General features: G+C 53.3%; 16 protein-coding genes. 2 read left to right on the top strand and 14 right to left on the bottom strand.

All coding sequences use genetic code 11. From position 1 onward, the window contains the following. Nucleotides 1-54: 54 nt before the first annotated feature. From holA to ACZ439_RS22635, 5 genes are all read right to left on the bottom strand, one after another. Nucleotides 55-1,077, bottom strand: a complete 1,023-nt coding sequence (holA, locus tag ACZ439_RS22655; RefSeq protein WP_464620245.1) for a DNA polymerase III subunit delta — start codon at nucleotides 1,075-1,077, stop codon at nucleotides 55-57. A gap of 290 nt (nucleotides 1,078-1,367) precedes the next feature. Beyond that, nucleotides 1,368-2,609, bottom strand: a complete 1,242-nt coding sequence (locus ACZ439_RS22650) for an anti-sigma factor family protein (protein ID WP_464620244.1) — start codon at nucleotides 2,607-2,609, stop codon at nucleotides 1,368-1,370. A 92-nt stretch (nucleotides 2,610-2,701) separates the two neighbouring features. Continuing rightward, nucleotides 2,702-3,262, bottom strand: coding sequence for an RNA polymerase sigma factor (locus ACZ439_RS22645; protein ID WP_054796708.1), 561 nt, complete (start codon nucleotides 3,260-3,262; stop codon nucleotides 2,702-2,704). A 236-nt stretch (nucleotides 3,263-3,498) separates the two neighbouring features. Continuing rightward, nucleotides 3,499-3,702 carry a 2-hydroxymuconate tautomerase family protein gene (locus ACZ439_RS22640; protein WP_127606919.1) on the bottom strand — a complete coding sequence of 68 codons (204 nt, stop codon included), beginning with the start codon at nucleotides 3,700-3,702 and terminating at the stop codon, nucleotides 3,499-3,501. Nucleotides 3,703-3,709: 7 nt separating this feature from the next. Next, on the bottom strand, nucleotides 3,710-4,924 hold the full coding sequence (locus tag ACZ439_RS22635; RefSeq protein ID WP_141336052.1) for a YbfB/YjiJ family MFS transporter: 1,215 nt from the start codon (nucleotides 4,922-4,924) through the stop codon (nucleotides 3,710-3,712). Between the two features lie 138 nt (nucleotides 4,925-5,062). Between ACZ439_RS22635 and ACZ439_RS22630 the strand changes: the two genes are divergently transcribed. Then, a complete protein-coding gene (locus ACZ439_RS22630) occupies nucleotides 5,063-5,935 on the top strand; it encodes a LysR family transcriptional regulator (RefSeq protein ID WP_054796710.1) in 873 nt (290 codons plus the stop codon). Nucleotides 5,936-5,999: 64 nt separating this feature from the next. Here the strand turns inward: ACZ439_RS22630 and ACZ439_RS22625 are convergent, their stop codons facing one another. The 8 genes from ACZ439_RS22625 to ACZ439_RS22590 form a co-directional block, all read right to left on the bottom strand. Then, nucleotides 6,000-6,914: an EamA family transporter gene (locus ACZ439_RS22625; RefSeq protein ID WP_464620243.1), complete on the bottom strand. Its 915-nt coding sequence runs from the start codon at nucleotides 6,912-6,914 to the stop codon at nucleotides 6,000-6,002. Between the two features lie 153 nt (nucleotides 6,915-7,067). Next, nucleotides 7,068-7,895: an Ig-like domain-containing protein gene (locus ACZ439_RS22620; RefSeq protein ID WP_464620242.1), complete on the bottom strand. Its 828-nt coding sequence runs from the start codon at nucleotides 7,893-7,895 to the stop codon at nucleotides 7,068-7,070. Nucleotides 7,896-8,480: 585 nt separating this feature from the next. After that, the gene (locus ACZ439_RS22615; RefSeq protein ID WP_464620241.1) at nucleotides 8,481-14,072 is read right to left on the bottom strand and encodes a CARDB domain-containing protein; all 5,592 of its coding nucleotides are present in this window, start codon (nucleotides 14,070-14,072) and stop codon (nucleotides 8,481-8,483) included. 20 nt (nucleotides 14,073-14,092) lie between these two features. Further along, nucleotides 14,093-15,157 carry an S-layer homology domain-containing protein gene (locus ACZ439_RS22610; RefSeq protein ID WP_464620240.1) on the bottom strand — a complete coding sequence of 355 codons (1,065 nt, stop codon included), beginning with the start codon at nucleotides 15,155-15,157 and terminating at the stop codon, nucleotides 14,093-14,095. Nucleotides 15,158-15,517: 360 nt separating this feature from the next. Continuing rightward, complete coding sequence (locus tag ACZ439_RS22605; protein WP_464620239.1) at nucleotides 15,518-18,118, bottom strand: DNA internalization-related competence protein ComEC/Rec2; 2,601 nt, start codon at nucleotides 18,116-18,118, stop codon at nucleotides 15,518-15,520. Nucleotides 18,119-18,208: 90 nt separating this feature from the next. Next, on the bottom strand, nucleotides 18,209-18,721 hold the full coding sequence (locus ACZ439_RS22600; protein ID WP_054796723.1) for a deoxycytidylate deaminase: 513 nt from the start codon (nucleotides 18,719-18,721) through the stop codon (nucleotides 18,209-18,211). 17 nt (nucleotides 18,722-18,738) lie between these two features. Continuing rightward, nucleotides 18,739-20,028: a homocysteine synthase gene (locus ACZ439_RS22595; RefSeq protein ID WP_054796724.1), complete on the bottom strand. Its 1,290-nt coding sequence runs from the start codon at nucleotides 20,026-20,028 to the stop codon at nucleotides 18,739-18,741. Nucleotides 20,029-20,169: 141 nt separating this feature from the next. Further along, entirely contained in the window at nucleotides 20,170-20,856 is a 687-nt protein-coding gene (locus tag ACZ439_RS22590; RefSeq protein ID WP_464620238.1) for a ComEA family DNA-binding protein, read from the bottom strand. A gap of 96 nt (nucleotides 20,857-20,952) precedes the next feature. Here ACZ439_RS22590 and comER point away from each other — a divergent pair, with 96 nt between their 5' ends. Further along, a complete protein-coding gene (gene comER, locus ACZ439_RS22585; protein ID WP_127606933.1) occupies nucleotides 20,953-21,786 on the top strand; it encodes a late competence protein ComER in 834 nt (277 codons plus the stop codon). Nucleotides 21,787-21,857: 71 nt separating this feature from the next. On the opposite strand, the gene leuS is transcribed toward comER, so the two are convergent. Beyond that, a complete protein-coding gene (gene leuS, locus ACZ439_RS22580) occupies nucleotides 21,858-24,308 on the bottom strand; it encodes a leucine--tRNA ligase (RefSeq protein WP_054796743.1) in 2,451 nt (816 codons plus the stop codon). Between the last annotated feature and the right edge of the window lie 429 nt (nucleotides 24,309-24,737).

Raw genomic sequence — 24,737 nt, 5'->3', positions numbered from 1 at the left:
AAAGACCATGTGCCTTCAACAGGACACATGGTCTTTTTGTTTGCAAGAAGCCGCTCACGCCGCCGCTAACCGGAGCAAGAACAGCTCGAGCCCGAGCACCTTGTCAATCTTCCCGCTCTTCATGCGGTAGTCCAGATCGGCCAGCTGCTGAAGGATGCTCATCAGCCGCCCGGTATCGAAGCGTCCCGCCTGCCCCGCCGCAATTTTGACCGCATACGGGTGCACGCCGATTTGCCCCGCGATCTGCTGCTGCGAATAACCTTGCTGCGTCATATCCTTGACCTGCAGGATGATCCGGAACTGCCGGGCGATCAGCATGACGATCTTGATCGGCTCTTCCTTGCGCCGCAGCAATTCAGCCAGCATTGTGAAGGCGTCTTCCATTTTCATTTGAACGATATGTTCGACCATTTGAAAAATGTCTTGTTCCACGGTTTTGGTGACCAGCTGCCCCAAATCGTCCGTTGTGATAACCCCGCCGGAGCCAATATACAGCGAGCATTTCTCCACTTCTTTCACAAGCGTCTGCAGGCTTGTCCCGGCGTATTGAATCAATTGCTCCGCTGCTCCCGGCGCGAACGAGAAGCCTGCCTTATCGGTCTGCTGCTGCAGCCATTGCGTGAGCTCCGCTTCGCCCAGCATCCCGCAGGGAACGAGCCGGTCGGCATCCTTCAGCGCCTTGACGATTTTCTTGCGCTCATCCAGCTTGTCCGCGCTCACCGTCAACACCAGGACGGTAAATTCAGCGGGGGCTTTCAAATAGGCGGTCAACCGGTCCATGTTATGCTCGACCTTCCCGCTTTCCTTGGCCCCGGTTAAAAAGGCGGCGCCGGAAGCCACGACCAGCTTGCGTTCCGCCAGGAAAGGCAGCGTCTCCGCCTCTTCGATCACCTCGTCGATCGGCGTCTCCGCCAAATCGTATCGCCCTACCGCAAACGCCCGCTGTTCGGGCTCGATCAAATGCTCGGTCAGCCGCTGCACGAACTCCTGGATCAAATAGCTTTCCGAGCCGTAACAGACGTAAACAGGCGCAAATTGGCCCTTCGCGATTTGTTTTAACGCTTGCTTGTACTCCATCTTCCGCAACCACCGCTCCCGCTGCTAGTTCTCGCTTCTCATCATAACAACAACAAAGGGATTACGTCAAAGCCGCAAGCGGTTCGACCTAATCCCTTCGCCCGACACCCATCTATATAAAACACGCCGAGCAGGCTCTAGAAACCTGCCAATCAAAGCGTGATCATAGACGCGTTCGAATTCAATTGTTCGTCTGCTACATAGTATACGCAGCAGCCCCCGATGTGTGCGCGAACGTTTGTGATTTCTTCCTCTTCCTCAACGTGTATCCCGCGTCTTGAAACTGCTTGTCAGTTCATTTTAACTTCCGTTTCCGTAACGGATTGTGCTTGCATATTGATCTCGAACGTCCGCTTCCGATCGGAAATTTGAACCGTATATATCAGCTTGTGAGAGCTCCATTCGACCAGCTCGATGCGAGCGGCATCTTCCCACCGGTCGAATTTGGAACGGTATACTTCCGCTTCTTTGGCGTCCCGAATGACCACTTGATTCGCTTCGACCCTCGCATGATAAACATTGTCCGATGAGGACAGCTCGTGCACCGCCGCAGGTTCAGGATTGATAGCCATAAAGCCGAAGCTCGGTCCGCCCTTCTCCCGCGGATGCAGCTCGGCCTCACCGTCTGCAGCTGAACCCGGTTTCGCCGCTGATGGGCCGCTCGCTTCGGAATCCGGCACCGCAGGCTCCTCCGTCCCGGCACTCCCGCCCGGCGTCTCATCCGCCGTTCCCTGTGAAGCCGGCGGCGTCGCCGGCAGCTGTTCGGACGTCCCCGCACCCGCTTGAGGCGCGTCATTCTTCTGATCCGGAGCCGATGGAGCCGCCTTGGTCGCATTCGGTTTACCGGTTGGCGCAGCTTCCCCGGCTCCCGCCGGATTCAGCGTCTCGGCCTGACCGTTCTTCCCGACCTCTTGTTCGGCCCCCTTCGCTTCGCCAGCTGCCGGGCTTCCTCCGCTTGAGCCGCCCGACGCTGCGTTCCCGTCATTGAGCACCTGTCCGGTTTCGTTTGCTCCGCCTGCGTTACCGGCCGGCTGCGCTCTCGGCGCCGCCGCTTGGTCGGCTGCGGCTTTCTGTTCCGCCTTCGAGCTCAAGCTCTCGGCCAAATTGCCCGTCGTCGATCGGTCCTGCTGGAAGATGAAAAACCCGAAGATCAATCCGGCCGCGACGACGCCGCCAAGCACCGGGAATGAAACCCACTCCCGTACCTGCTGACGCCAGCTCTCCATGCGGCGTGTTCGCTTCGGCAGCTCCCTAGCCGTCGTTCGCTCGGCGTCCTGCGAAGCCGATTCTTCCGTTGCCGTACTCGTCCAAACGGCCTCTCCGCTTCCGGAAGCGGCATCCAGCCGTTCAATCGATGGCATGATTGCATCTACCAAGCTAAACGGAGGGGTCACCTTCGGCAAATTTTCCAGCTCGGTCGATAAATTCACAAGACGTTCGAACAGTTCAGAGCAATCCGGACACTGCTGCAGATGCCCAAGCATCCGGCGGTATTCGGTTTCTTCGAGATCCCGATCAAGGTATCTCTGCATCAGTTCGATCACCTCTTGACACATCATCCCCGTACACTACCTTTCCTAACGATTCGTATATCCGTTGTTGTCCTGATGGTTCACATCGCGATCTATCCCCGTACCGCATCGCTGCGTTGCTTGCGGTTGTAATCCTTCAGTATGCCCTGCAGCTGCTGTCTTGCCCGGAACAAATACGACTTCACCGTATTGATCGGCAAATCCAGCGATTCCGCGATCTCATTATAAGAGAAGTCCTGCAAATATCTCAGGACGACCACGGAACGATGGTGCTCGGGGAGCTTGTCAATCGCTTCTCGGATGTCCTGTGCGATATACGTAGACATAACTTCGTCTTCCACCGTTTTATGGTCGGTAAAGCTCAGATCGTGCTGCTCAATGGAGATCGTCGGCTTCGTTCGACGGAACTTGTCGATGCAAAGGTTGGTGACGATCCGCTGCACCCACGTTTTAAACTGGGCTTTCTCTTCGTAGGAGTTGATTTTGGTATAAATCCGGATTAACGCTTCTTGAGCGGCGTCTAACGCATCCTGCTCATTGCCCAGAATGTAATAAGCGGTTCGATAGACGTGATTCTCAATTTCTCGCAATAGGGTAATTAGAGCGTCGCGATCGCCCATCTGGGCAGCCTTGATTAACTCTGGCGCTACCACTGGGATCCCCCTCTCTTGCAACCTAATAAACGGATTCGGTTGCAAAAATGTTGCAGCCTTGTCAACAATATCAGAATATCCAATTGTGGCTGACGGTTCTTAGACGCATGATTTTCCTATATGGACACATTTTTGCTGTTCTACTTATACGCGGCAGCACCGGTTTTGTTTCGTTAAACGCACAAACAAATAAGGACCCGGGCCACATCCGCCCGAATCCTTATAGATTTCATGTCTTAGCGCCCCTGTAAGCGCCGCTTCGTCACGCTTTCGCCGCCGATGCCCCAATTGTCCGTCTCCACCTCGTCGATGACGACGACCGTCGTTTGCGGATTTTTACCGAGCACATCGACGAGCAGTTGGGTGACGCCTTGGATCAACTCCGCTTTTTTCTCCGGCGTAACGTTTTCGTTCGTAATTTTGATATTCACAAATGGCATGCTTTTCTCATCCTTTCAAAAATTGCTTGGATTTGCGTTCCTTTAAGGGCGCCAGCAAAAAAAGCATACCGGCCGCGACAATGCATGCCGCTCCGAACAAAGCCGTCGCGTATTCGCCCGCCTCCGCGATCAGCCAGCCGGCCGCGCCCGGACCGATAAACTGCCCGGTTCCGTAAGCCGCCGTCAGGAGGCCGACCGTTCGTCCGCTCCGCTGCGGATTCAACGCCCGGCCCCAGGATACGGCCAGCGTCACAATCCCGATAAAGGTGCCGCCGAACAAGACCGCGCTCCCTATGACCCCTGCCGGCGTCGGAAAAGCTACAGGCAGGACGATGCCTATCGATTGTACGGCCAATGCGGCAGCAAGCGCATAACGGAAACCGAGGCGCTCGGCCGCATACGACCATACCCATCCCGAAGGAACGGCGGCGAGGCCGACAGCTACCCAGCTCCAGGAGGAAATCGCAGCAGCCTCGGGCAGCCGACCTGCGTAAGCGACCAGGAATGTACCGGTAACGATATAACCGAGTCCCTCTAATCCGTAGGCCGCAAGCAGCCGCCCATCCCATCCTTGCCGCAAGTCATAGCGCCTGCCGGCGGGAAGAGACGCAGGCGAGGACGGCGCCGTTTCCGTCCGCTCCGCCGGTACGTCGCGCAGCCAGCGCCAAGCCAGCGCGACCCCCGGCAGGCTGATCACGCCGAGCCCCCACCAAGAGCCCTTCCAGCCGAACGCTGCGTAGAGGAAGGGCACGGCGAGGCCGGCCAGCGTGATCCCTAAGCCGACACCGGTGTACAAAGAACTGACGGCCGCGGAAGCGCGCTTCTTGAGGGACCAAACGTCCATCACGAGACTTGAAGCGTAGATGAACAGGAAGGCGCTCGCCGCTCCGGAGACGAAGCGCAGCACGTGCCAGATGGGGATGGATTCCACAGCCGCCACGAGTGCGGTCGTAGCGACGCTGACCAGCAGCCACGACTTGATGGCGAACAGCCTGCGCCGCGACGGCGGATAGAAGGCCGCGATCAACGAACCGGCCAGATAACCCAAATAATTCGCGGATGCCAGCGTGCCGGCCTCCTTCTCCCCGATGAACCCCTGCTCCATCATCTGCGGCACAATCGGCGTAAAGGCAAATCTGCCGATCCCCATCGCTATGATCAGAACGAGGATGCCGCCGATCATCACTTTGCGCTCGCTTTGGTTGTGATTACGATTCCACACGACGCTATCTCCTTATACTCCCAAATCGGTGCAATATGTTCATTGTAGCCGATTCCTGTTATCATGAACAATAAACAATACCGATCGAGCCCATCAACAATTTTGATATCAGCACTAGACAGGAGCGTGGGTAATGCCATGGATATTTCGTTATTGCAAACTTTTCGTTCGGCGGCCGAATCCGGCAGCATTTCGAAAGCCGCCCAAATGTTAAATTACGCGCAATCCAACGTCACAGCCAAAATCAAGCAGCTGGAAGCAGAGCTGCAAACCCCGCTCTTCTACCGCCATAACCGGGGCATTACGTTGACGCCTGCCGGCCAAACGCTCCTCACCTATGCGGAACAAGTTCTCCGTTTGCTCGACGAAGCCCGTAAAGCGGTCCGGGATACGGATTCGCCGGCGGGTCCGCTGTCAGTCGGCTCGATGGAAACCGCTGCCGCCGTGCGTCTTCCAGCCTTTTTGGCCAACTATCATAGGCAGTATCCGAATGTCGATCTCATCTTAAAGACAGGTCCGACGGAAGAGCTCATCGAAGCCGTGCTGTCCTACGCTTTGGAAGGAGCCTTCGTAGCCGGCCCCGTCCGGCATCCGGAGCTTATGCAGGAGCGCGTCGTCGAAGAACGGCTGGTGATGGTAACCGCCGCTTCGCAAACTTCGACGACCTCCGCCGATCTTGCTCGAACCCGCGCCATCCTTGTGTTTCGCGGCGGCTGCACGTACCGGGCCGTCTTGAAGCATTGGCTGCTGGAAGAAGGGATCGTGCCTGTCAAAATTATGGAATTCGGCAACCTGGACGCTATTCTCGGCTGTGTGGCCGCCGGGCTTGGCGTCTCTTTACTTCCCGAATCGCTCGCCGCGAGCAAAGCGAGCGCCGAAGGCCTCATCCGCATTCACGCTATACCGGAGCGGCACCGCACGGTGGAAACCGTATTCATTTATCGCAAGGATGCGTATTACTCACCGGCTTTCCAGGCATTCGTCGCAGCGTTCAAGGCGCATTCCTTCTGAAAATAAGTAAAAACCGTTCTCCCCGATGGGGAAGAACGGTTATCGCGGCGCGATTGCCAGGATGCTATGAAGTTAGGCTTCCGAGCTTCCCTTCTAAGCGGCTGTACCACTCGGAGATCACGATGCCGCCTAAGATCAGCGCCACCCCGATCCACTGCGCCGCATCCGATGATTCCTGCAGCAGCAGGCTCGAGCAGATCAAGACGACAGGCAACTCGACGGAGCCGAGAATAGCCGTCAACCCGGTGTTCAGCTTAGGCGCGCCTTTGGCGAACAAGTACGGGGGCAAGACCATCCCGAACAAGCCCAGCACGACAGCCCACCCCCACAGCCCGTGAAGCAGTGCGCCGTTCCAAAGAAAGTGCGGAGGATACACGATCGATACGACCAACGCCGCGCCGGCCAGCATCCAGGCGCTTCGCAGCGAGGGCGGCACTTCGACGGCCACTTTACCGCTGAAATAAATAAACAGCGTATAGCAGACCGCCGAGATCAGCCCGAGCGCAATGCCGAGCCAGCCGACTTTACCGGCCAGCCGTCCTTCGAGCAGTCCGGAAGCGAGCAGCGTTCCGACCCAGACGACGACGGCGCCGGCCGCTTGGGGGCGTCCCGGACGTTTGCCGTGCAGCAGCCATTCGAGCGCCATCCCCATCCATGTAAATTGAAATAAAAGCAGCACGGCGAACGACGCGTCCAGATGCTGCAGGGATTGATAATAAAAGATGCCCGTTAATCCGGTAAATACGCCGCTGCCGATCATTAGCAGCATCGAAATGACGGAGATCTCCCGAATGCGATTCCAGTACCGGGCGGAGAGCAGCCACATCGCGGCACATCCCAGCAGCACTTGACTTCCTGTCACTTCCGCCGCCGTAAAGCCGCCTGCATAAGCCAGTTTCACGACAGTGGACAATACGCCGTAAGAAGCTGCGCCCAGAAGCACGTAAACGACCGCTTTCCAGCGATTGTTTTTCTCCATGATTGATCCTTCTTTAGAAATGTTCCCTCACCCACCCGCGAAGCTTCCTCCGACTTCGAAAGAACCCCACAAGTGAGAAATATAACAGAAAAAAACTGGGAAAACAAGAGAACTGCTGTCCGGGTAAAACAGGCTATACGTCATGATGCGCGATTAATGGCGAATTTGATTGACGATCACGTCGAAGACAGACCCCTCGATACGGATCGGCACGTCGTATGTTAGATGGAGTCCGTTGGACCATTGCACGTTGAACCGGAAAGTTTGGGAGCCTTGCGCCAGCGTGTACGGATGCTCGGTGTTCAGCAGCATTCCTTCGTACAACACCAGGAAGGAATCCCCTGTCAAATCGACCGATTCGCCGGTAGCAAGCAGTGTCGCCGTTACGGCCAGCGGCTTCGTCGAGCTTGTTCCGGTATCGGTCACATCTGCCGCCAGCACAAACGCTTCGCCCGCCCAGAACATATCCGAACCGCGAGGCTGCAGCGGAAACCTGGAGTTCCACAATTGCCGGTAGCTTTCCCACTCCGGGGTGTGGCTTACACGTCCGGCAAGCCCGAGCGGCAAAGCGTAGAACACGTACGTTTGCTGATACGATCCGCCGTTACCGTCATTCACAGTTAGTCGAAACGTATAGGTACCGCGGGCCAGCGGTCCGTGCGAGAACGCCTTCGGCTCTCCGGAAGGAACGCCGGACCATTGGATCAAATTCACGTAAGCGCCGCCGTTATAGCTGCTTTCGACTTGAACGTTCATCGAATCTCCGTCGGGGTCCGCGACCGCGACCGTAAACGTCGGCGTATCGTGCTCGTAGATCGGCGTGTCAAAAGCGAGCAAGCCCGTAGGTCCTCGGTTGATAAACATCCAAGCTTCCGGCGACCAGTCCGATGCTGTACCATATTGATTGGAATAGGTAAGGATTTGATACAATCTCCGCCTTTTCCCCTCCACCACACCGTGCATGCGCGTTTCCGCGCACACGGCGTTCCATCTTCTCTTGGAAAGAAGACTTGGGGCTGTTCCTCCATACCTATTACAGGTACTTCATGAGTCGTGCCCCTGCTCTCACAAGGGTAACTGCACTTCGACTTACAGGTCTTATAGCAGCCGTCCCGAATGGCAGTTCGATGCATGGACGTCCCTTGCTTTCCTTGTTCCTTGTATCCTAGCTATCCTATGCAGGCCTTAGGTGCTGCCTCTGAGACTGTGGGCCGGATGCCGCCATCGTTCGGCATAGCGAATTTCCTATAGGACATTCGTACTTTTCGCCGCCCACACCAACGCAGGGTTGGTCCATATGTTTCCATATGTCAAGTGTATAGCCCCGTACATTCGGCAGTTTGTCAGACCGTTCGGTCATGCTCACCATAGCCTGCTTTTCAGCCGTCCGGCATATCGGTCCGCATACCTTCTCTTATCGAGCGGCTCCAGCTTACCTTCTGCCGACTTCACCTGGCGTCATACAGCAAGCGCTGCCCGCTTCCCGCATGCAGGAGTATTAACGAGATGGTTTCAGGAAACATGGACCCCTCATTCCCATCTTCAGATACAAAGTTGGATTTGATATCAAATCCCCGCATTTCCCGTATGGCACGGTTGTAGCGGAACAAGTCGCACATCCCACACTTTCACTCTCACACGCAGCTTTTGACCGGCAGGGAGATCTTCATTAAAATTGTAGCGGTTCGACACACTTGTGGTTCCGACACAAACGCCTCCCGACCATCGCTGACATACTTTACCGCTGTCTTTGATCGTGACGGTCTGATCGGCATTTGTAATTTGGAGCTGCATGTACATATAGGTTGTTCCAGGATCAGAATCGGTTTGGGCAAATATAAGATCGGGTCGTACTGTGTTTTTCAAAGTCGGGCTGCTTTCGGTTCCCCACGGATCGCTCATATAGGCGGAAGGCGGGCTGTTCGTCGACATCCAGCCGATGCCGCTCCATGGAGAGGCTAAATTGCCGTCATCGACAACTTGCACCTGCGCTTGATATTTCCTCCCCATCACCAGCGGTACGTCCATCGTCCACGCCCAAGATGTGTTTTGCGTGTACATGGCTCTGTTGGAGAGACATTCGATACAATTTCCCCACTCGTCCTTTACCATTAGATTAAAGACGCTGAAGGTCGTATTCGGATCAGGGTCCCACTGGTTCCAAGTGATGGTCGGTTTCAGACTTACCGGCGTTGGTGAAGCATAAGTGCCTGTCGGGAACGTAAGAGCAACGGCGGGCGGGTTATTCGGTGCAGGCTCCAGCCAGATGAAAACCTCGTGCCAATCGCTCCAAGCCCCATATTCGTCCTTGACCGCTTGTCGGACCGTATACCAACCCCATTCTGTCGGCCTTGATAGCTGACCATTGATTGTCGAGCCGCTTGGGGTCGTGTAGGTCCGTTTGTACTCGATAACTCCTCTGTTTGTGCGGTAATCGATACCGGTAGCTTCGGTTGAGTAATTCGACGGGCTAAGCCATCTGTCAGGATCGTAGGATGCATCATTCCATGCCACGCTTTTATCCGCATTGATTGTCAACGTAAAGAACGAAACCGGCCTGCGATGTATCGTGACGTAAGTGCTCGACAAATCCGAGTATTTGCGGTAAGCAGCAAATGTATTGTCCGGATACTTGTAACCAGCCGGGGCCGGATCGTCGGGGATCTGATAATCGATTTTGTACGTCCCGACCTTATCCAGCACTGCATAAGGTGATGTTACCGTATGGCCGTTTAGCGATGAGATTCCAGAGTAACCATCCCCTGCATCTAAAAATTTATTCGGCTCGGTGTGCGTGTAAGTCCATCTTGTCATGTTTTCAATCGCAGGGTCATTCTCTAGATCTGAATAGCTTTTGACATAATCGAGCTGCGTCCCTACGATGCCGACATTTTGAAGCTGGTTGTTGTTACCGATGTACTTCGTTGTTGAGAGCCCTTTAATAAGCACATAAGACGTTTCCGAGAACGGCCCAAAATATCCGCTTGTGAAAGTCGAATCCTGCACATCCAGCAATGGTACGCCGTTTATGTACCCCCGGATACGATTGCCGTTCAGTTTGATTTTCATGTCATAGTAATTACGATATGAAATCGCATAACCGACTTCGCCAAGCGTTGTTTTTACGCCATTTACGATTTTTACGATCCGTACCTTATCTGTAGCTAGCTCCAACCTGTACATATTGCGATGGTCAGCCATTCTTGCAGAAATACCCGCGGAAGGTCCACTTGCAAAGTTGTTGTAGTTGAATTTGACCTTCTGTGCAATTTCCCCATTATCCAATGTTTCGGATTCGTTGTAGAACTGCCCATAGTTGAAAGATTCAGCGCCTACAGCGGGTGGAGTAAAATCGGCCTTGCGCACCTCGACGGAGGTGCCACTAGTGCTAAGGAAGTAAAGCTTGCCGTCCTCTAACATAATCGGCGCAACACCAACAGGGAACGTAGAATCGGAAAGTTCTTGCCTAATCAGCTGGTTACCCCTAATGTCGAATAAATAATAAATAGGATTGGTAAAGTTACTCCCGGAATAATAGAATTTGTCAACCAAAACTATTTTTCCATCTCTAGCTACCATGATTCGATTGTCAGGCATAGGATAAATATCCTTTTGATTAGAAGGTACGTACTCTTTATCAAAAGCAATATGGCCTGTTTTTTGGGGTAAACCTATAGCTGCTTTTGCTTTTAGATCATAAAAATTGATGAAGATATCATAATGGATAAACGTCCAATCCACTGTCCTGGTATGCGTGAAATAAATCATCGTATCCCCGAAAAACTTGATTCCTTGAGCATCGGGCAGACTGGCAATCAGCTCACCGGAGGGTCCGTAAATCTTTTTGGCGGTTTTGGTTCCCTCTTTGACAACGGAATATTTCTGTACCGCAGCTTTCTTTTCCGGTGGCGTATAGAATACATTGGACGGCGGTGGTGTGGGTTGAGCGAAATACCCTATAGTTTCCGCGCTTTGCCATATGGGGGAAGGCATATTACTCGTCCCGGATGCTCCCGCCATCGCCAAATCTGAAATTCGGTATACCAAATTTGTTACTTTCCACACCGATAGACTATTTTCAACTGTTTCGTATTTTGACACATACCAAATACGATCCTGCTCTACATCATAAGCTCCAATTTGAGTGTGATAATTGCTGCTCCATCGAGCGGCTTGGTAGTACCCTGTTCCAGCCCACTTAGGATTTGTAAAATATATGTTGTCCCAGGCTTTTGCTTCAATCAAATTTGGGGAGATAACATTAGGTGCACAATATTGAGGTGCACAACTAAAGGAATACTTTGTAAAATTGGGCACACCAACGGACGGAGTATGCAAATCAACAGGAGCCGCAGGCGTTTCTAAGGCATCTTCCCCTGTGTTGTAAACATACTCCTTCTTTGCTTTCACTCCCTCATAGACGGTCGAAGTTTTCCAGTTATTTATGAGATCAGAAGTCGAATAGCTTTTGGTTACGATTTCAGGCGGGAAGAAATCGGAACCTTGAATGTAAAAACTAGCTTCCGGCGCTTCGTTCACAACCTCGAACTGAAAATCTTTCTGATCCGATTTCTGATACCCAACCCCTTCTTTAATGAAAATGCGAATGTTGTATTTACCTATCTTGGTTGGTGTGTAAGAGAAGTTTCCTGCTGCGTCTGTCGTTACCGTCCATGAACTTTCTCCAGAAAACGAACCATCATTGTTACTGTCGTAAGACATAACGAGCGTATGCACACTTATTGGGTCATCATCCGGACTGTACGAAGTATCCTTGAAATTAATTGCAGATCCTCGAATACCGTACCCAGGATTATTCAGTCTTGCCACAGGCGGCAAATCTGGTTGTACATTTAATGTTGACTCAGCTGGTGATGTAGATCTGATTCCGCCGCTATCTACAACCGACAAAGTGATAGGATACCCTCCGGCAGTCGGATAGACAGCTTGCTTGCCTGTCCAGTCATACTGTACAATCGTACGATCTTTACGCGGCGAATAGCTGTCCGCGCCGCTAATGTCCGGCGTAAATGGTCTACCCTCAACGACCTTCGGCGGCAAGGTGATAACAGGTATTGGCGGCGGATTCTCCGGCACTACTTTCAATGTAACGCGCTTGGGTCCGGTTACCGCGCCGCGTTTATCAATGGCCGTGACCTCGATGGTGTGTGTGCCTTCGACATCGGCAACAAACGGACCAAAGTGATCGCCATAATCCCAAAGATCATGCTTTCCCTTTAGACCTCTGATCCATGCACTGGAGCTGCCCTCCCAATTCCAATAATAGATGACGGGATCTCCATCCGGATCATACGGAGTTTTAGGGTTTGTCGTAGGATCATTTACCACGCCCAGATCAACCCTATTTCCTACAATGACTTCTTGTATTGGAGGATAACCAGCGGTGTTATACCCTTGAAAAAATGAACCCTCAAACACAGGTGGACTGTTATTTGGATCCTTCGTTATTTCGAACGTCTTGGGAGTAACTATTTTTATTGTTCCGCAGGTACTCTTAATTTGCATGGCAACGCTAACCGTTCCTGCCCCCATGCTTTTCGGGTACGGTGGACCCGCGAAATTTACGGAATAGAGATAACCGTTTTTATATGTCTGAGTTAAGCTGCCTTGAGTTAAGGTATAGCTCAATTCAGCAAGTGAACAGCCGTTTCCTCCTGTAACCGTGACGTTTTTGTTGTTGATGAGATTGCTTTCGCCGAATTTCATGGTTGTCTTTTCCAATACGAGTTCGCCAGTTATTACTTCCGGTGGAGAATCTTGATCACATGTTGCGCTCGGAGTATAGGTTTCAATGATGACATTATTATCTTCTCGATCCTCTGAAATGATATTTTCGGAATCAAACATAATCGTTATAGATTTAGCAACGGATGATGAGAATGTATAACTGAACGTTCTTCCCCATTTCAAGCCGGTCGTGTAAGTCCCATTGAAATCATCCGTTCGTAAAACGGTAGAATCGACCTTGATTTGAACCTTAAACGGCGTTGAAATATCTTGACCAATCACTCGAAACGAATATTCAAAATTAACGGTATCTCCAGCTTTAAAGCAAGCTTTATCAGCGGTTAGCTTATCTGCTACGATGTCAGGCTTGGTTGGTATTTGATACGTGATGTCAAAGTATCCTTGGTAAAGATAGGTTTCCCCTTCCCATTCGGTGTCTACTTCCATGAAGTAATTTCGAAGCTCCGCATGTTGCTTGGTAGTATCGGGAAAAGCTTCATAATCTTTTCCTTCTTCTAAATTATTCGATAAGTGTCGAAATACTTTAACCATACCTTTGTTATTTGCAGATGGCCCCCAATCGAAAGGAGTTGGAAGGGGAACAGCACGTACATCTGGTTTAGAACTTGCTCTTGAAATGCGAATGTTTACAACATCATTAGATGAAATCGTTGTAGCAGTTCCATTTCCAATTTTGGTTTTATCATCATAAAACTTTGTTGGCGGCTCCGCTTCATACGCAGCTGTGGCAGCAGCCCCTCTCCCGTTCCAATCAGGGGCTATCCCATCCGTACCATTGTACCGCAAATCCCGGCCATTAAGAGGGGGAGCCGAATCATAGGATTGGGGAGTGTTTGATGCCAAAGCTTGATCGGGTTGACGAATATATCCGGTCGAAGGTACTGTGCCAGGATAGTCGCTTGCTCCATCACCGTTCGTATCCGTTGATGGGTTAGCATCAAATTGCCATATCGCTGTTTTTTCCCCTTTATGCTCCCATCTTTTCCCACTGGGCAGCCTATAGATATAATGACCCGGATTGGTGTCCATTTTTCCGTAAACGGTTTGCTGCTTACCGTCCAAATTATTAATGGACAAGCTGTATCCGTTTAAGGTAGCTACCGAGGATTTATCAGCGCCATGAAACATAAACTTCCACGATGTGATGTTACCTTTAACTAAAGAACCCACATCCACATTTACGGATTTTCTGGTATCCTTTGAATGCATCATAGGAAGTTCGGCACTTGATCCCGTTGTGTTGGAGCTGGAAAAATCAACAAAAACTCGAACGCTCTGCTCTGTAGCGGCGTTTGCAGACGGAATCAAATCCAGCGGAAGACAAGAAGTCACAAAGGTTATAAGAACGATATAACGTATCGCTTTGAATATAAGTTTTTTATAAGCCATTGAAATACCGCCTTTGTGAACTACTCGTTGTACATAAGATTCAATTGTTTAGATGGTAAGTGAATCTCAATTAATGGATATCCTCCTTCTGCAAAGAACCCATCTAATTTCTCTCTCTCGAATCTAAATGAAACCCAACCAGTATATTCTCCATCTTTATTCGTTTTGAAGTTAATAATATTGTCTTGAGTTGCTAAAGCTCTATTTCCAAGTAGAGTAGTTATCATTTGACGCGGCCAAATAATATTTTCTTCTTGGGTAGCTTTATTTTTTAAAGTAATGTAAGCTCCTATTACATAAGGTTGAGCGTATTCTTCTTTCTTATAAAGATCAAAGTAGGCGGCATCCGGATTTTTCATATCAACAACAACCATTTTGTGAATCGTTAACTCCAAATGGTCATTTATTTTTTCCGTAACAGGGAGCGTTTTGATCCTCATATTCCACACGGTTTCAAAGTTGCTGCCGCGCAGATCAATTTCCGCAAAACTGGCGGCAGCTTGATCAACCGGTAGCTTCTCCCCGTTATTCACCTTCAAGATCCGGTCGATGATCGTAACGGATTGCGCCCTCGTTGTGGGCGCATCCACGGCAAGCTCGCCATTGGCCAAACCTTGAATCAAGCCGGTCTTCGTCGCATTGAACATGACCGAAGCATTGTCGATATTGAATTCCTTCTTCTGCAGATCTGCATCCGTTGCGCGTACCGCAATGCGGGACATTTCCAGCCGCGTGATCGGCGCGTTCCAGTCTTCTGTAGCAAAGTCTCGGTCCCGCGTGATTCCCGCATCCGTGAGTGCCTTAACATAGGCTTTGTACCAGCCCGAACCTTGCTCAACCGAATCCAACTTGAGTTTTAAAGCTGTTGCCGTCATCTTCATGAACTCGGCACGGCTAACGCTTTGTTCAGGCTTAAACGAACCGTCAGGGTATCCATCCACAACTTTGAGTTGAATGGCCTTGTTAATCGCATCAGCGCCCCAATGTCCAGCCGTATCAGAAAAACTCGCCCGACTTTTCTCAATGCCAACGTATAGTCCCAATACTGCAACGATCGATAACGAAATAATTCCTTTTTTCCTCATAATTATTAGCTCCTTTAGTAATCAATTATTGAGCGGCCAATAAACCCGGCTAACGTTTTGCTCAGATTTAATAGTGCCATCGATGTAGCCGTCAACATACTTTTTCATCAATCGCCTGATGGATTTGATCGTCAGCCCAATGCCCGTCCACTTCGCTCAAAGTCGTTTCAGTTACATAAATAGACAATATCGATGCGTTCATCGTTAAAAAGACAAGTACTGCGATATTGGATTGTTGTCGTTTTTACTCGATAATATCGATATCACCCTCAACATAAAATCCGATTTAACCCTTTCTTTCGATCTGAATATATGGGTATTTTATCCTAATTTACATATTCCTTCAATCCACTTGTCACCTCATTCCAACTTCCGGCGAACGGAGATTTGCCCCTCCTTCACCATCATTTGCACCTCCCCGTGGCGGTCCGTTCGGTGAATCAGCGTACCGCGGCTGCTTAACCGCTTCATCACCTGCGGACTCGGGTGCCCATACACATTGTTCGCTCCGGCGGAGATGACCGCTTGTTTCGGTCGCCAAGCTTCCAACCATGGGTCGGCGGTTGACGATTTACTTCCGTGGTGGGCGACTTTCAACACATCGATCGGCTGTTCCAGCAAATGCAAGCCTCCCCCCTGCTCCGGAGTTAGTGCGGACCAACGTTCCAGCAGCTCCAGTTCCTCCTTCACCCCGATATCTCCCGTAAAAAGCCATCGCGTTCCGCCCATCTTCATCATGAATACGAGCGAGATCGGATTTTGATCGGATTCCAACCGGACCGTCGTGCGTTCCGGCTGCGCCATCTCACTGAAGGGAAATAAAAATAACAGCTCGGTATCCGCCCCGACCTTCAACCGGTCTCCGGCTTGTATCGGGACAAGCTGGGTGCCCCGGGCAAGTGCCGTTTCAAACAACTGCTTCACCTTCGGGATTGGCTTCAACGTTCCGTTAAACAGCAGCCTTTTCACCGGAATGTCTTCCAGGACCGCCTGCAGCCCCCCGAAATGATCCTCGTCCTGATGCGTCACGATGAGCTCGTCGATCTGCTGGATGCCGCGCTTCTTCAGGAGCGGCACGAGCGTTTTGCGGCCGATCTCATATGGGTCTCTCCGCTCCTTCCATGATTCCCCGGGCTTGCGAAACGACACCGTTCCCCCGCCGTCGACCAAGATGTGTCTGGCCTCTCCAGGAGAATGGATCAAGATGCTGTCCCCTTGTCCGACGTCAATAAACTGCACCTTGCCCTGCCGCGAATATTCCTGCAGCGGACGGTACCCTACCCACAACACCAGTCCTAAGCCAATGACAGCCCCAGGCAGCAGGACACGGCGGTTCCATCGATGCAAGCGTGTTTTCCAGTGCATAACAAGAACCGAATCCAGCATAGGCCCGCTGTCTTCCGAAGCGGATTCAACTTGCTGCTTCCTTTGCAGCCCCAGCCATACAAGCCCCGCCAGCCCTCCGTAATAGAAGACCATCCAACCGACGGTTGGACTGGGCCAAATCGTCTGAAACAACCGCAGCTCGCTGCACCAAGTCACAACCGCAAATAACAGCCCGTTGACCTTCTCCACGATCCAGGCCAGTATGCCGCCCGCCTCCATAGACACGAATCCAAGCAGCATGGCAACCGTTCCGACCGGCATGACAACTAAACTGAAAACCGGAACGAGCGCCAAGTTGGCGGCAAAGGACAGCAGCGAAAATTGATTGAAATAATAGATCGTCAGCGGAAACGATACGAATTGTGCGACAAGCGTGATCGACAAGGCGTCGCGCAGCTTCACATTCGTGACCGGAAGCAGCTTGCTCACCTTCGGCACAAGAACGATAATGCCGATCGTCACGAGAAACGAGAGCTGAAAACTGACATCGGTCAAGTAATAGGGATGCCACGCGAGCATGGCAAGTCCGGTGATGAACGCGAGGTGCAGGCCGTCCTTCAACCGGTTACGGTAAGCCGCGTACAGGCCGATCATCGCCATCATCCCGGCGCGGACGATGGAAGGAGAGCCCCCGGTTGCCGCTATATAGAGCGGGATAAAGCCCATCGCCGTCCACAGATAGGTCTCACGGGTCAATCCGATGCGCCGCAGCAGCCAGATCAGGCAGCCTAGAAAGATCGCTACGTTTAATCCGGAAATCGCAATAATATGCGTCAAACCAAGCCGGGAAAAAGCGTCGAATTGCTCCGGGTCGATCTCATCCGTCAAGCCGATCAGCATGCCTTTCATAAAGCCGCTTTGTTCTTCGGGAAACAACGCGTCCACTTTCGAAGCGAGCGCGTCCCGAAAACGGTCGTTCCACCTCCCGAGCCGCCACACTCCCCAATCGCCGCGACCTGGGGCCGTCACGACGATTGCTTCCGTTCCTTTGACGGTCAACTGCCAATGAATATGGTGCATATACAAATATCGCCGGTAATCAAACGCGCCGAAATTGCGTGCCTCTGACGGCCGTTTCAGCGTTCCCGTCATTTCAATCCGGTCCCCGCGCCGCCAGCTCGCAGCCATGAGCTGTTCCTCCTGCTTCAACAAGCGTACGGACACCTGCAGCTTCTCGCCCCTAGCTTCACCGCCCTCCTCACCTACCCTTTGCGCGTCCGGCAGCTTAACCGATTCCGCCACCGCCTGAAAGGAAACGCGATCTCCGTCCACCGTTACCGGCGTCACAAGGCGACCGCGGAAAGCGACCTGCTCCACCTCCTCGGCGGCCGGAGCGATAAGGGTCCGGTTTCGATCATCGTACGCCCCATACCAGCCGGCAGCCGTCAGCACGGTAACCGCGGCAAGCAGCCACATCCAGCCTCTCGGCTTCGCCGCCGCAAGAAGCGCGCTGAACGCGATACCGGCTAAGGCCATATATATCCCTGCGGTTTGCAGACCCCACACGTACGCCAATACATAGCCGAGCGTCCAACACAGCACGATCAGAACGACCGGTCTTTCGGCCAAACCCAAGTCCCATCTCCCCCTGCATAAGCAACAAAAAGAACCTCCCGTCATTCGCCTGTCGGCAAATCATTGGAGGTTCTTCCTCTTGGCAATCGATTAATTTTTCACTTCGGCTAACGTACCGGACGGCGGTTCATATTCTGCCATACGCCGGAACGTCAATCCTTTTTGGGCCATTAACGCGCTGACTTTCTCGCTGTCCTTCGGATACGCCCGATGGTACACGATCTCCACAATGCCGCTGTTCGCCAGCATGTTGGCACACGTCCAGCACGGTTGATCGGTCACATACACGCTCGAGCCTTCCCGGTCCTCGCGGTCGGTGAACAGCAGCAGGTTTTGCTCCGCATGAATCGTGCGGATGCATCGCTGCTTCTTGATTACCTGCTCTCCGCTTGCTGTATCGACGAGCTCGTATTCTTCAACGAGCATGCAGCCTGCTTCCGAGCAATCCGGCACGCCCGACGGGGCTCCGTTGTAGGCGGTGCCCAGCAGTTTTTTGCCCTGCACGAGCACAGCCCCGACGTGCCTGCGGCCGCATTGCGATCGAGTAGACGCCATATAAGCGATATCCATAAAATAAGTGTCCCAGTCTTTGCGTCGAGTCATGGTCAAGCTCTTCTCCTTTACTGCTGGCTTGCTTGGATTGCTTGGTCCAAATCATAGAGGATATCATCAATCGCCTCGGTGCCGACCGATAAACGTATCATGCCTGGCAATACACCGGCCGAAGCCTGCTCCTGCTCCGAGAGCTGCTGATGCGTCGTGCTGGCGGGGTGAATGATCAGCGACTTCGAATCGCCCACGTTAGCCAGATGAGAGAACAACTGCACCGCATTGATCAGCTTCCGGCCGGCTTCGACGCCGCCCTGAATGCCGAACGTCAGAATTGCGCCCTGGCCTTTCGGCAAATATTTCTGAGCAAGCGAGTAGGACGGATGGCTTTCCAGACCGGCATAGCTGACCCATTCCACGGACGGGTGCTTTTCCAGAAAGCGGGCCACGGCCAATGCATTGGTGCTGTGCCGCTCCATACGCAGATGCAGCGTCTCGAGTCCTTGCAGCAGCTGGAACGAGTTGAACGGCGAGATCGCCGCCCCCATATCGCGCAGCAGCTGCACCCGAGCTTTGATAATATAGGCGATCGGTCCAACCGCTTCCGTATAGACGAGGCCATGGTAGCTCGGATCGGCTTCGGTCAAGCCCGGAAACTTACCGCTCGCTTTCCAATCGAAGCGGCCGCCGTCCACGATCACGCCCCCGATGGACGTCCCGTGTCCGCCGATAAATTTCGTCGCCGAATGAACAACGATATCGGCGCCGTGTTCGATCGGACGAAGCAAATACGGGCTTGGGAACGTGTTGTCGACGATTAACGGAATGCCGTGTTCGTGCGCAATTGCAGCAACCGCTTCCACATCGAACACATCGCCCCTTGGATTGCCGATCGTCTCGGCAAACACAGCTTTCGTGTTCGGCGTGATCGCCCGGCGGAAATTTTCCGGATCGGCGGAATCGACGAAATGGACGCGAATACCAAGCTTCGCCAGCGTAATCGCAAATAAATTATAAGTGCCGCCATACAGGCTGGAGGCGGAGACGATCTCATCTCCCGCTCCGGCAATATTTAAGATGGAGTAGGTGATCGCAGCTTGTCCGGATGCGGTAGCGAGGGCCGCCAGCCCGCCTTCAAGCGCTGCCACCCGCTTCTCGAAAACGTCCGTGGTCGGGTTCATTAAGCGGGTATATATGTTACCGAACTCTTTCAAACCGAACAAATTGGCCGCGTGATCCGTATCCCGGAATCCGTAGGACGTTGTTTGATACAAGGGTACCGCTCGGGATCTCGTCGTCGGATCGATTTCCTGGCCGGCATGAACAGCTAACGTTTCCAAAGCAAGCTTGCGTTCTGACATGAGTGCAAATCCTCCTTCAAATTGGCATGAATTGGATGAGAAACAACTCTATTGTCGCACATCTCTCGCAAAAACGAAAGCAGGCACCGCGTTAGAAACGTCCGGACCGGCCATATTTCCAAAATGATTAAAAGCAAGGCATCACTCGGTCCCGACCGTGACGAGCGGCTTCAGCTTGTTCAACGTCTTCTCGCCGATCCCCTTCACCTCCCCGAGCTGATCCACCGAGCGAAACGAACCGCCGAGCTTGCTGCGCAGCTCGATAATCGCCTGTGCGCGGCTCGGCCCGATGCCCGGCAATGCATCGAGCTGGTCGGCCGACGCCAGATTCAGGTTCAGCTTGCCGCCGCTTGCGCCCGGAGCGGGCTGCGCTGCACCGGGTTCCGTGCCTGCGGAAGGCAATTGCTTCTTCGCTCCCTCCGGCGCGTCGTTCGCCGGTTCGTTCGGCTTCCCTTTCTCCGCCTCCGCCGGCTTCAACGCCTCCGACGCAGTTCCTGCTCCCGGGCCACTCGGGGCCTTTCCATCCTCCGCTTTCTGGGCCTCCGCTTTCTGGGCCTCCGCTTTCTGGGCCTCCGCTTTCTGGGCCTCCGCTTTCTGGGCCTCCGCTTTCTGGGCCTCCGCTTTCCCATCCTCCGCTTTCCCGGTCCCCGCTTCCGCGCCCGACTGCTCTTGAAGCATACGGCGCATCGCCTCGTCGACCGTGACAAAGCCCGCGTCAGGAGCTGCAAACAGAATAGGCTTCAGCGCAAAGCCGACAATCAGCAGCGCAAGCAAGCCCGCCATCCCGAGCCAAATTCCGCCGAAACGGGGAGAATGACCGTTTCCCATCTTCATCCCTTCCTTCTAACTGGAAAAATGATGCATATTTTCAAACGCCCCCCTATATAATGGAAAAAGGCTGCAATCTATTCAGGGGGGATGGTCATGCGAGTAGGATTCATAGGAACAGGCAGCATGGGGAGCATACTCATCGAAGCGTTCATCCGTTCCGGAGCGCTAAACCCGGAGCAAATCATCGCAACCAACCGCACGTTAACGAAAGTGGAACGTTTGGCACAAAGCTATCCGGGCCTTCAAGCGGCCCCTTCCAATAAACAAACGGCTGCGGAGTCCGATCTGCTGTTCCTGTGCGTAAAACCAATGGAATTCAAAGCCGTCATTGACGAAATCGAATCTGTCGTTTCGTCGCAGCAAACCGTTGTTTCGATCACAAGTCCCGTGATGATCCGCCACTTGGAGGAGCTGCTCCCTTGCAAGATCGCCAAGATCATCCCGAGCATCACCAACTACGTATTAAGCGGCGCGACGCTGTGCATTTACGGCGATCGCATGCTGCCGGAGGACGAGGATCTGCTCGAGAACCTGCTCTCCCACATCAGCGCTCCGATTCGCGTGTCCGAACAATATACGCGCATCTCCTCGGACCTGAGCAGCTGCGGCCCGGCCTTCCTGGCCTTCTTCGTGGAAAAATTCGTCGAAGCCGCGGTTCAAACGACCGGCATCTCCGAAGCGGAAGCGACGCAGCTCGCCAGCGAAATGACGCTCGGCACCGGCAAGCTGCTGACGACCGGCGGCTTCTCCCCGGCGGAGCTGCAAAAAAGAGTGGCCGTTCCGGGCGGTATTACCGCCGAAGCGCTCTTAATAATGGAAAAAGAGCTGTGCGGGGTCTTCTATGACCTGATCCGCACAACTCATGCTAAATACGAAGAAGATGTGGAAAAGGTGGAAGCCCGGTTATTCAGAACCAAGGTCGATTGAACGCGATGCTTTCACGTTTTCCGTTATGAACCGTATGCCGGTGCAACACAGGCATGCGGTTTTTTTTCATATTACCCGACAACGATATTGACGAGTTTGCCTTTGACTACAATGACTTTACGCACCGTCTTGCCCGACGTCGCTTCCTTCACTTTATCGAGCCCGAATGCGAGCTCCTGCATGGTCGCTTCGTCCGCGTCGGCGGCAATTGTCGCACGGTCGGCGATTTTGCCGTTCACTTGAACGACGATCTCCACTTCGTTGTCAACCGTCCAAGCCTCTTCGTAAGTCGGCCATGCCACGTACGTCACGCTGTCGCTGTGACCGAGCTTCTCCCACAGTTCTTCCGCGATGTGCGGAGCGAGCGGGGACAACATTTGCACGAAATGCTCCATCGCCGATTTCGGCAAGCGGTCCGTCTTGTAAGCCTCGTTGACGAAGATCATCAGCTGGCTGATCGCGGTGTTGAAACGAAGCGCCTCGAAATCTTCCGTCACTTTCTTGATCGTACGGTGCCACGTGCGCTTGAACGCTTCGCTGCCAAGCTCCTCGTTCGCATCGATCTTCGAACTCAAGGCGCCGTCTTCGCCGACAAACAACCGCCATACGCGGTTCAAGAAACGGTACGTGCCCTCTACACCGTTCACGTTCCAAGGCTTCGTCGCTTCAAGTGGACCCATAAACATCTCGTACATGCGCAGGGTGTCCGCGCCATACTCGTTTACGATTTCGTCCGGATTGATCACGTTGCCGCGCGACTTGCTCATCTTCTCATTATTCTCGCCGAGAATCATCCCTTGGTTGACGAGCTTGTGGAACGGCTCCTTCGTATCGACTACACCGATGTCATACAGCACCTTATGCCAGAAGCGGGCGTACAGCAAGTGAAGCACGGCATGCTCGGCGCCGCCGATATACAAGTCGACCGGCAGCCATTTCTTCTGAAGCTCCGGCGAACAAATTTCTTTATCGTTCTTCGGATCGATGAAACGCAGGTAGTACCAGCAGCTTCCTGCCCATTGCGGCATCGTGTTCGTCTCGCGGCGCGCCTTCATGCCCGTTACCGGATCGATGGTATTGACCCAATCCTCGACGTTCGCCAGTGGCGATTCGCCCGTACCTGACGGTTTGATCTCGTCCACTTGCGGGAGCAGCAGCGGGAGCTGGTCTTCCGGAACGGTTGTCATTGTGCCGTCTTCCAGGTGCAGAATCGGAATCGGCTCGCCCCAGTAGCGTTGACGGCTGAACAGCCAATCGCGCAAACGGTACGTCACCTTGCCTTGACCTTTGCCGTTGCTTTCAAGCCATTCGATCATGGCGGCAATCGCCTGCTCGTTGTTTAAGCCGTTCAAGAACCCGGAGTTCACGTGCGGGCCGTCCCCGGCATACGCTTCCTTCGTCAAGTCGCCGCCTTCAACCACCTGGACGATCGGAAGATCGAACTGCTTCGCGAACTCGTAGTCGCGCTGGTCGTGACCCGGCACCGCCATGATCGCGCCCGTTCCGTATCCGGCAAGCACATAATCGGCAATCCAGATCGGCACCTTGCCGCCGCTCACCGGGTTCACCGCATAGGCCCCGGTAAATACGCCTGTTTTCTCCTTCGCCAAATCCGTCCGCTCCAGGTCGCTCTTATGCGCCGCGCGCTCCTGATAAGCCTTCACCGCATCCGCCTGCGCCGCCGTCGTAATGCGCTCCACCAGCTCATGCTCCGGCGCCAGTACGCAGTACGTCGCACCAAACAACGTGTCCGGGCGCGTGGTGAACACCTTGAGTCCCTCGCCTGCATACCCCTCGATCGGGAACGTCACTTCCGCCCCCTTCGACTTGCCGATCCAGTTGCGCTGCATATCCTTGATACTCTCCGACCAGTCGAGCTCTTCCAGATCCTCGAGCAAACGCTCCGCGTACTCGGTGATGCGAAGCACCCATTGACGCATCGGCTTGCGGACGACCGGATGACCTCCGCGTTCGCTCTTGCCGTCGATGACTTCCTCGTTCGCGAGCACTGTGCCAAGCGCCGGACACCAGTTCACCGGCACCTCGTCGACGTAAGCCAGGCCTTTCTTATACAGCTGGATGAAAATCCACTGCGTCCATTTGTAATAATCCGGGTCGGTCGTGCTGATTTCGCGGTCCCAGTCGTACGAGAAGCCGAGAGACTTGATTTGACGGCGGAACGTATCGATGTTTTTATTCGTAAAATCGCGCGGATCGTTCCCCGTATCCAGCGCATACTGCTCGGCCGGCAGGCCGAACGCGTCCCACCCCATCGGGTGCAGCACGTTGTAACCGCGCATCCGCTTATAACGCGATACGATATCGGTAGCCGTATATCCTTCCGGGTGTCCGACGTGCAGCCCCGCTCCCGAAGGGTACGGGAACATGTCGAGCGCGTAAAATTTCGGCTTCTCGTCGTCCTCAAGCACCTTGAACGTCTTCTCTTTGTCCCATACCTGCTGCCATTTCGGCTCAATAACCAAAGGGTTGTACCCTTGGTTTTCTCTTGTTTCCTGTGTCATGTCGAGTTGATCCTCCTTCGATTTGCGAGCAAACAAAAAAGCCCCCGTCGCTAGCTGACGCTAGGGACGAGAAGCTTTGGTTTCCCGTGGTACCACCCTAGTTGACGACGGGCATGCTTTGCCCTCGTCCACTCGATCCCCTTAACGTGGGGCGCTCGATCCGGTTACGAACGTGCGGCTGCCGCTAACTTCAAGCTGCCGATACACCTTCATTCGCCATCTGGCTCCAAGACGAGTTCGCTTCACGCCGCCGCCGGTTCGCACCTTCCACCGGCTCTCTGCATGCGCTCATGATCGCTACTATTTCTTGTCACAGCCTTCAATATGAATCCAATTATCCCTCATTATATGTAAAATAAATCCCGCATGTCAAGCCGTCGATGATTACGGCTTCCCCCATCAGACCATACTTGAGGTAAAAGGGTGCAA

The organism is Paenibacillus sp. JCM 9796 (genome assembly GCF_055379675.1).
The sequence above is the reverse complement of the archived record's forward strand: the minus strand, read 5'-3'. Positions and strand labels throughout refer to the sequence as shown.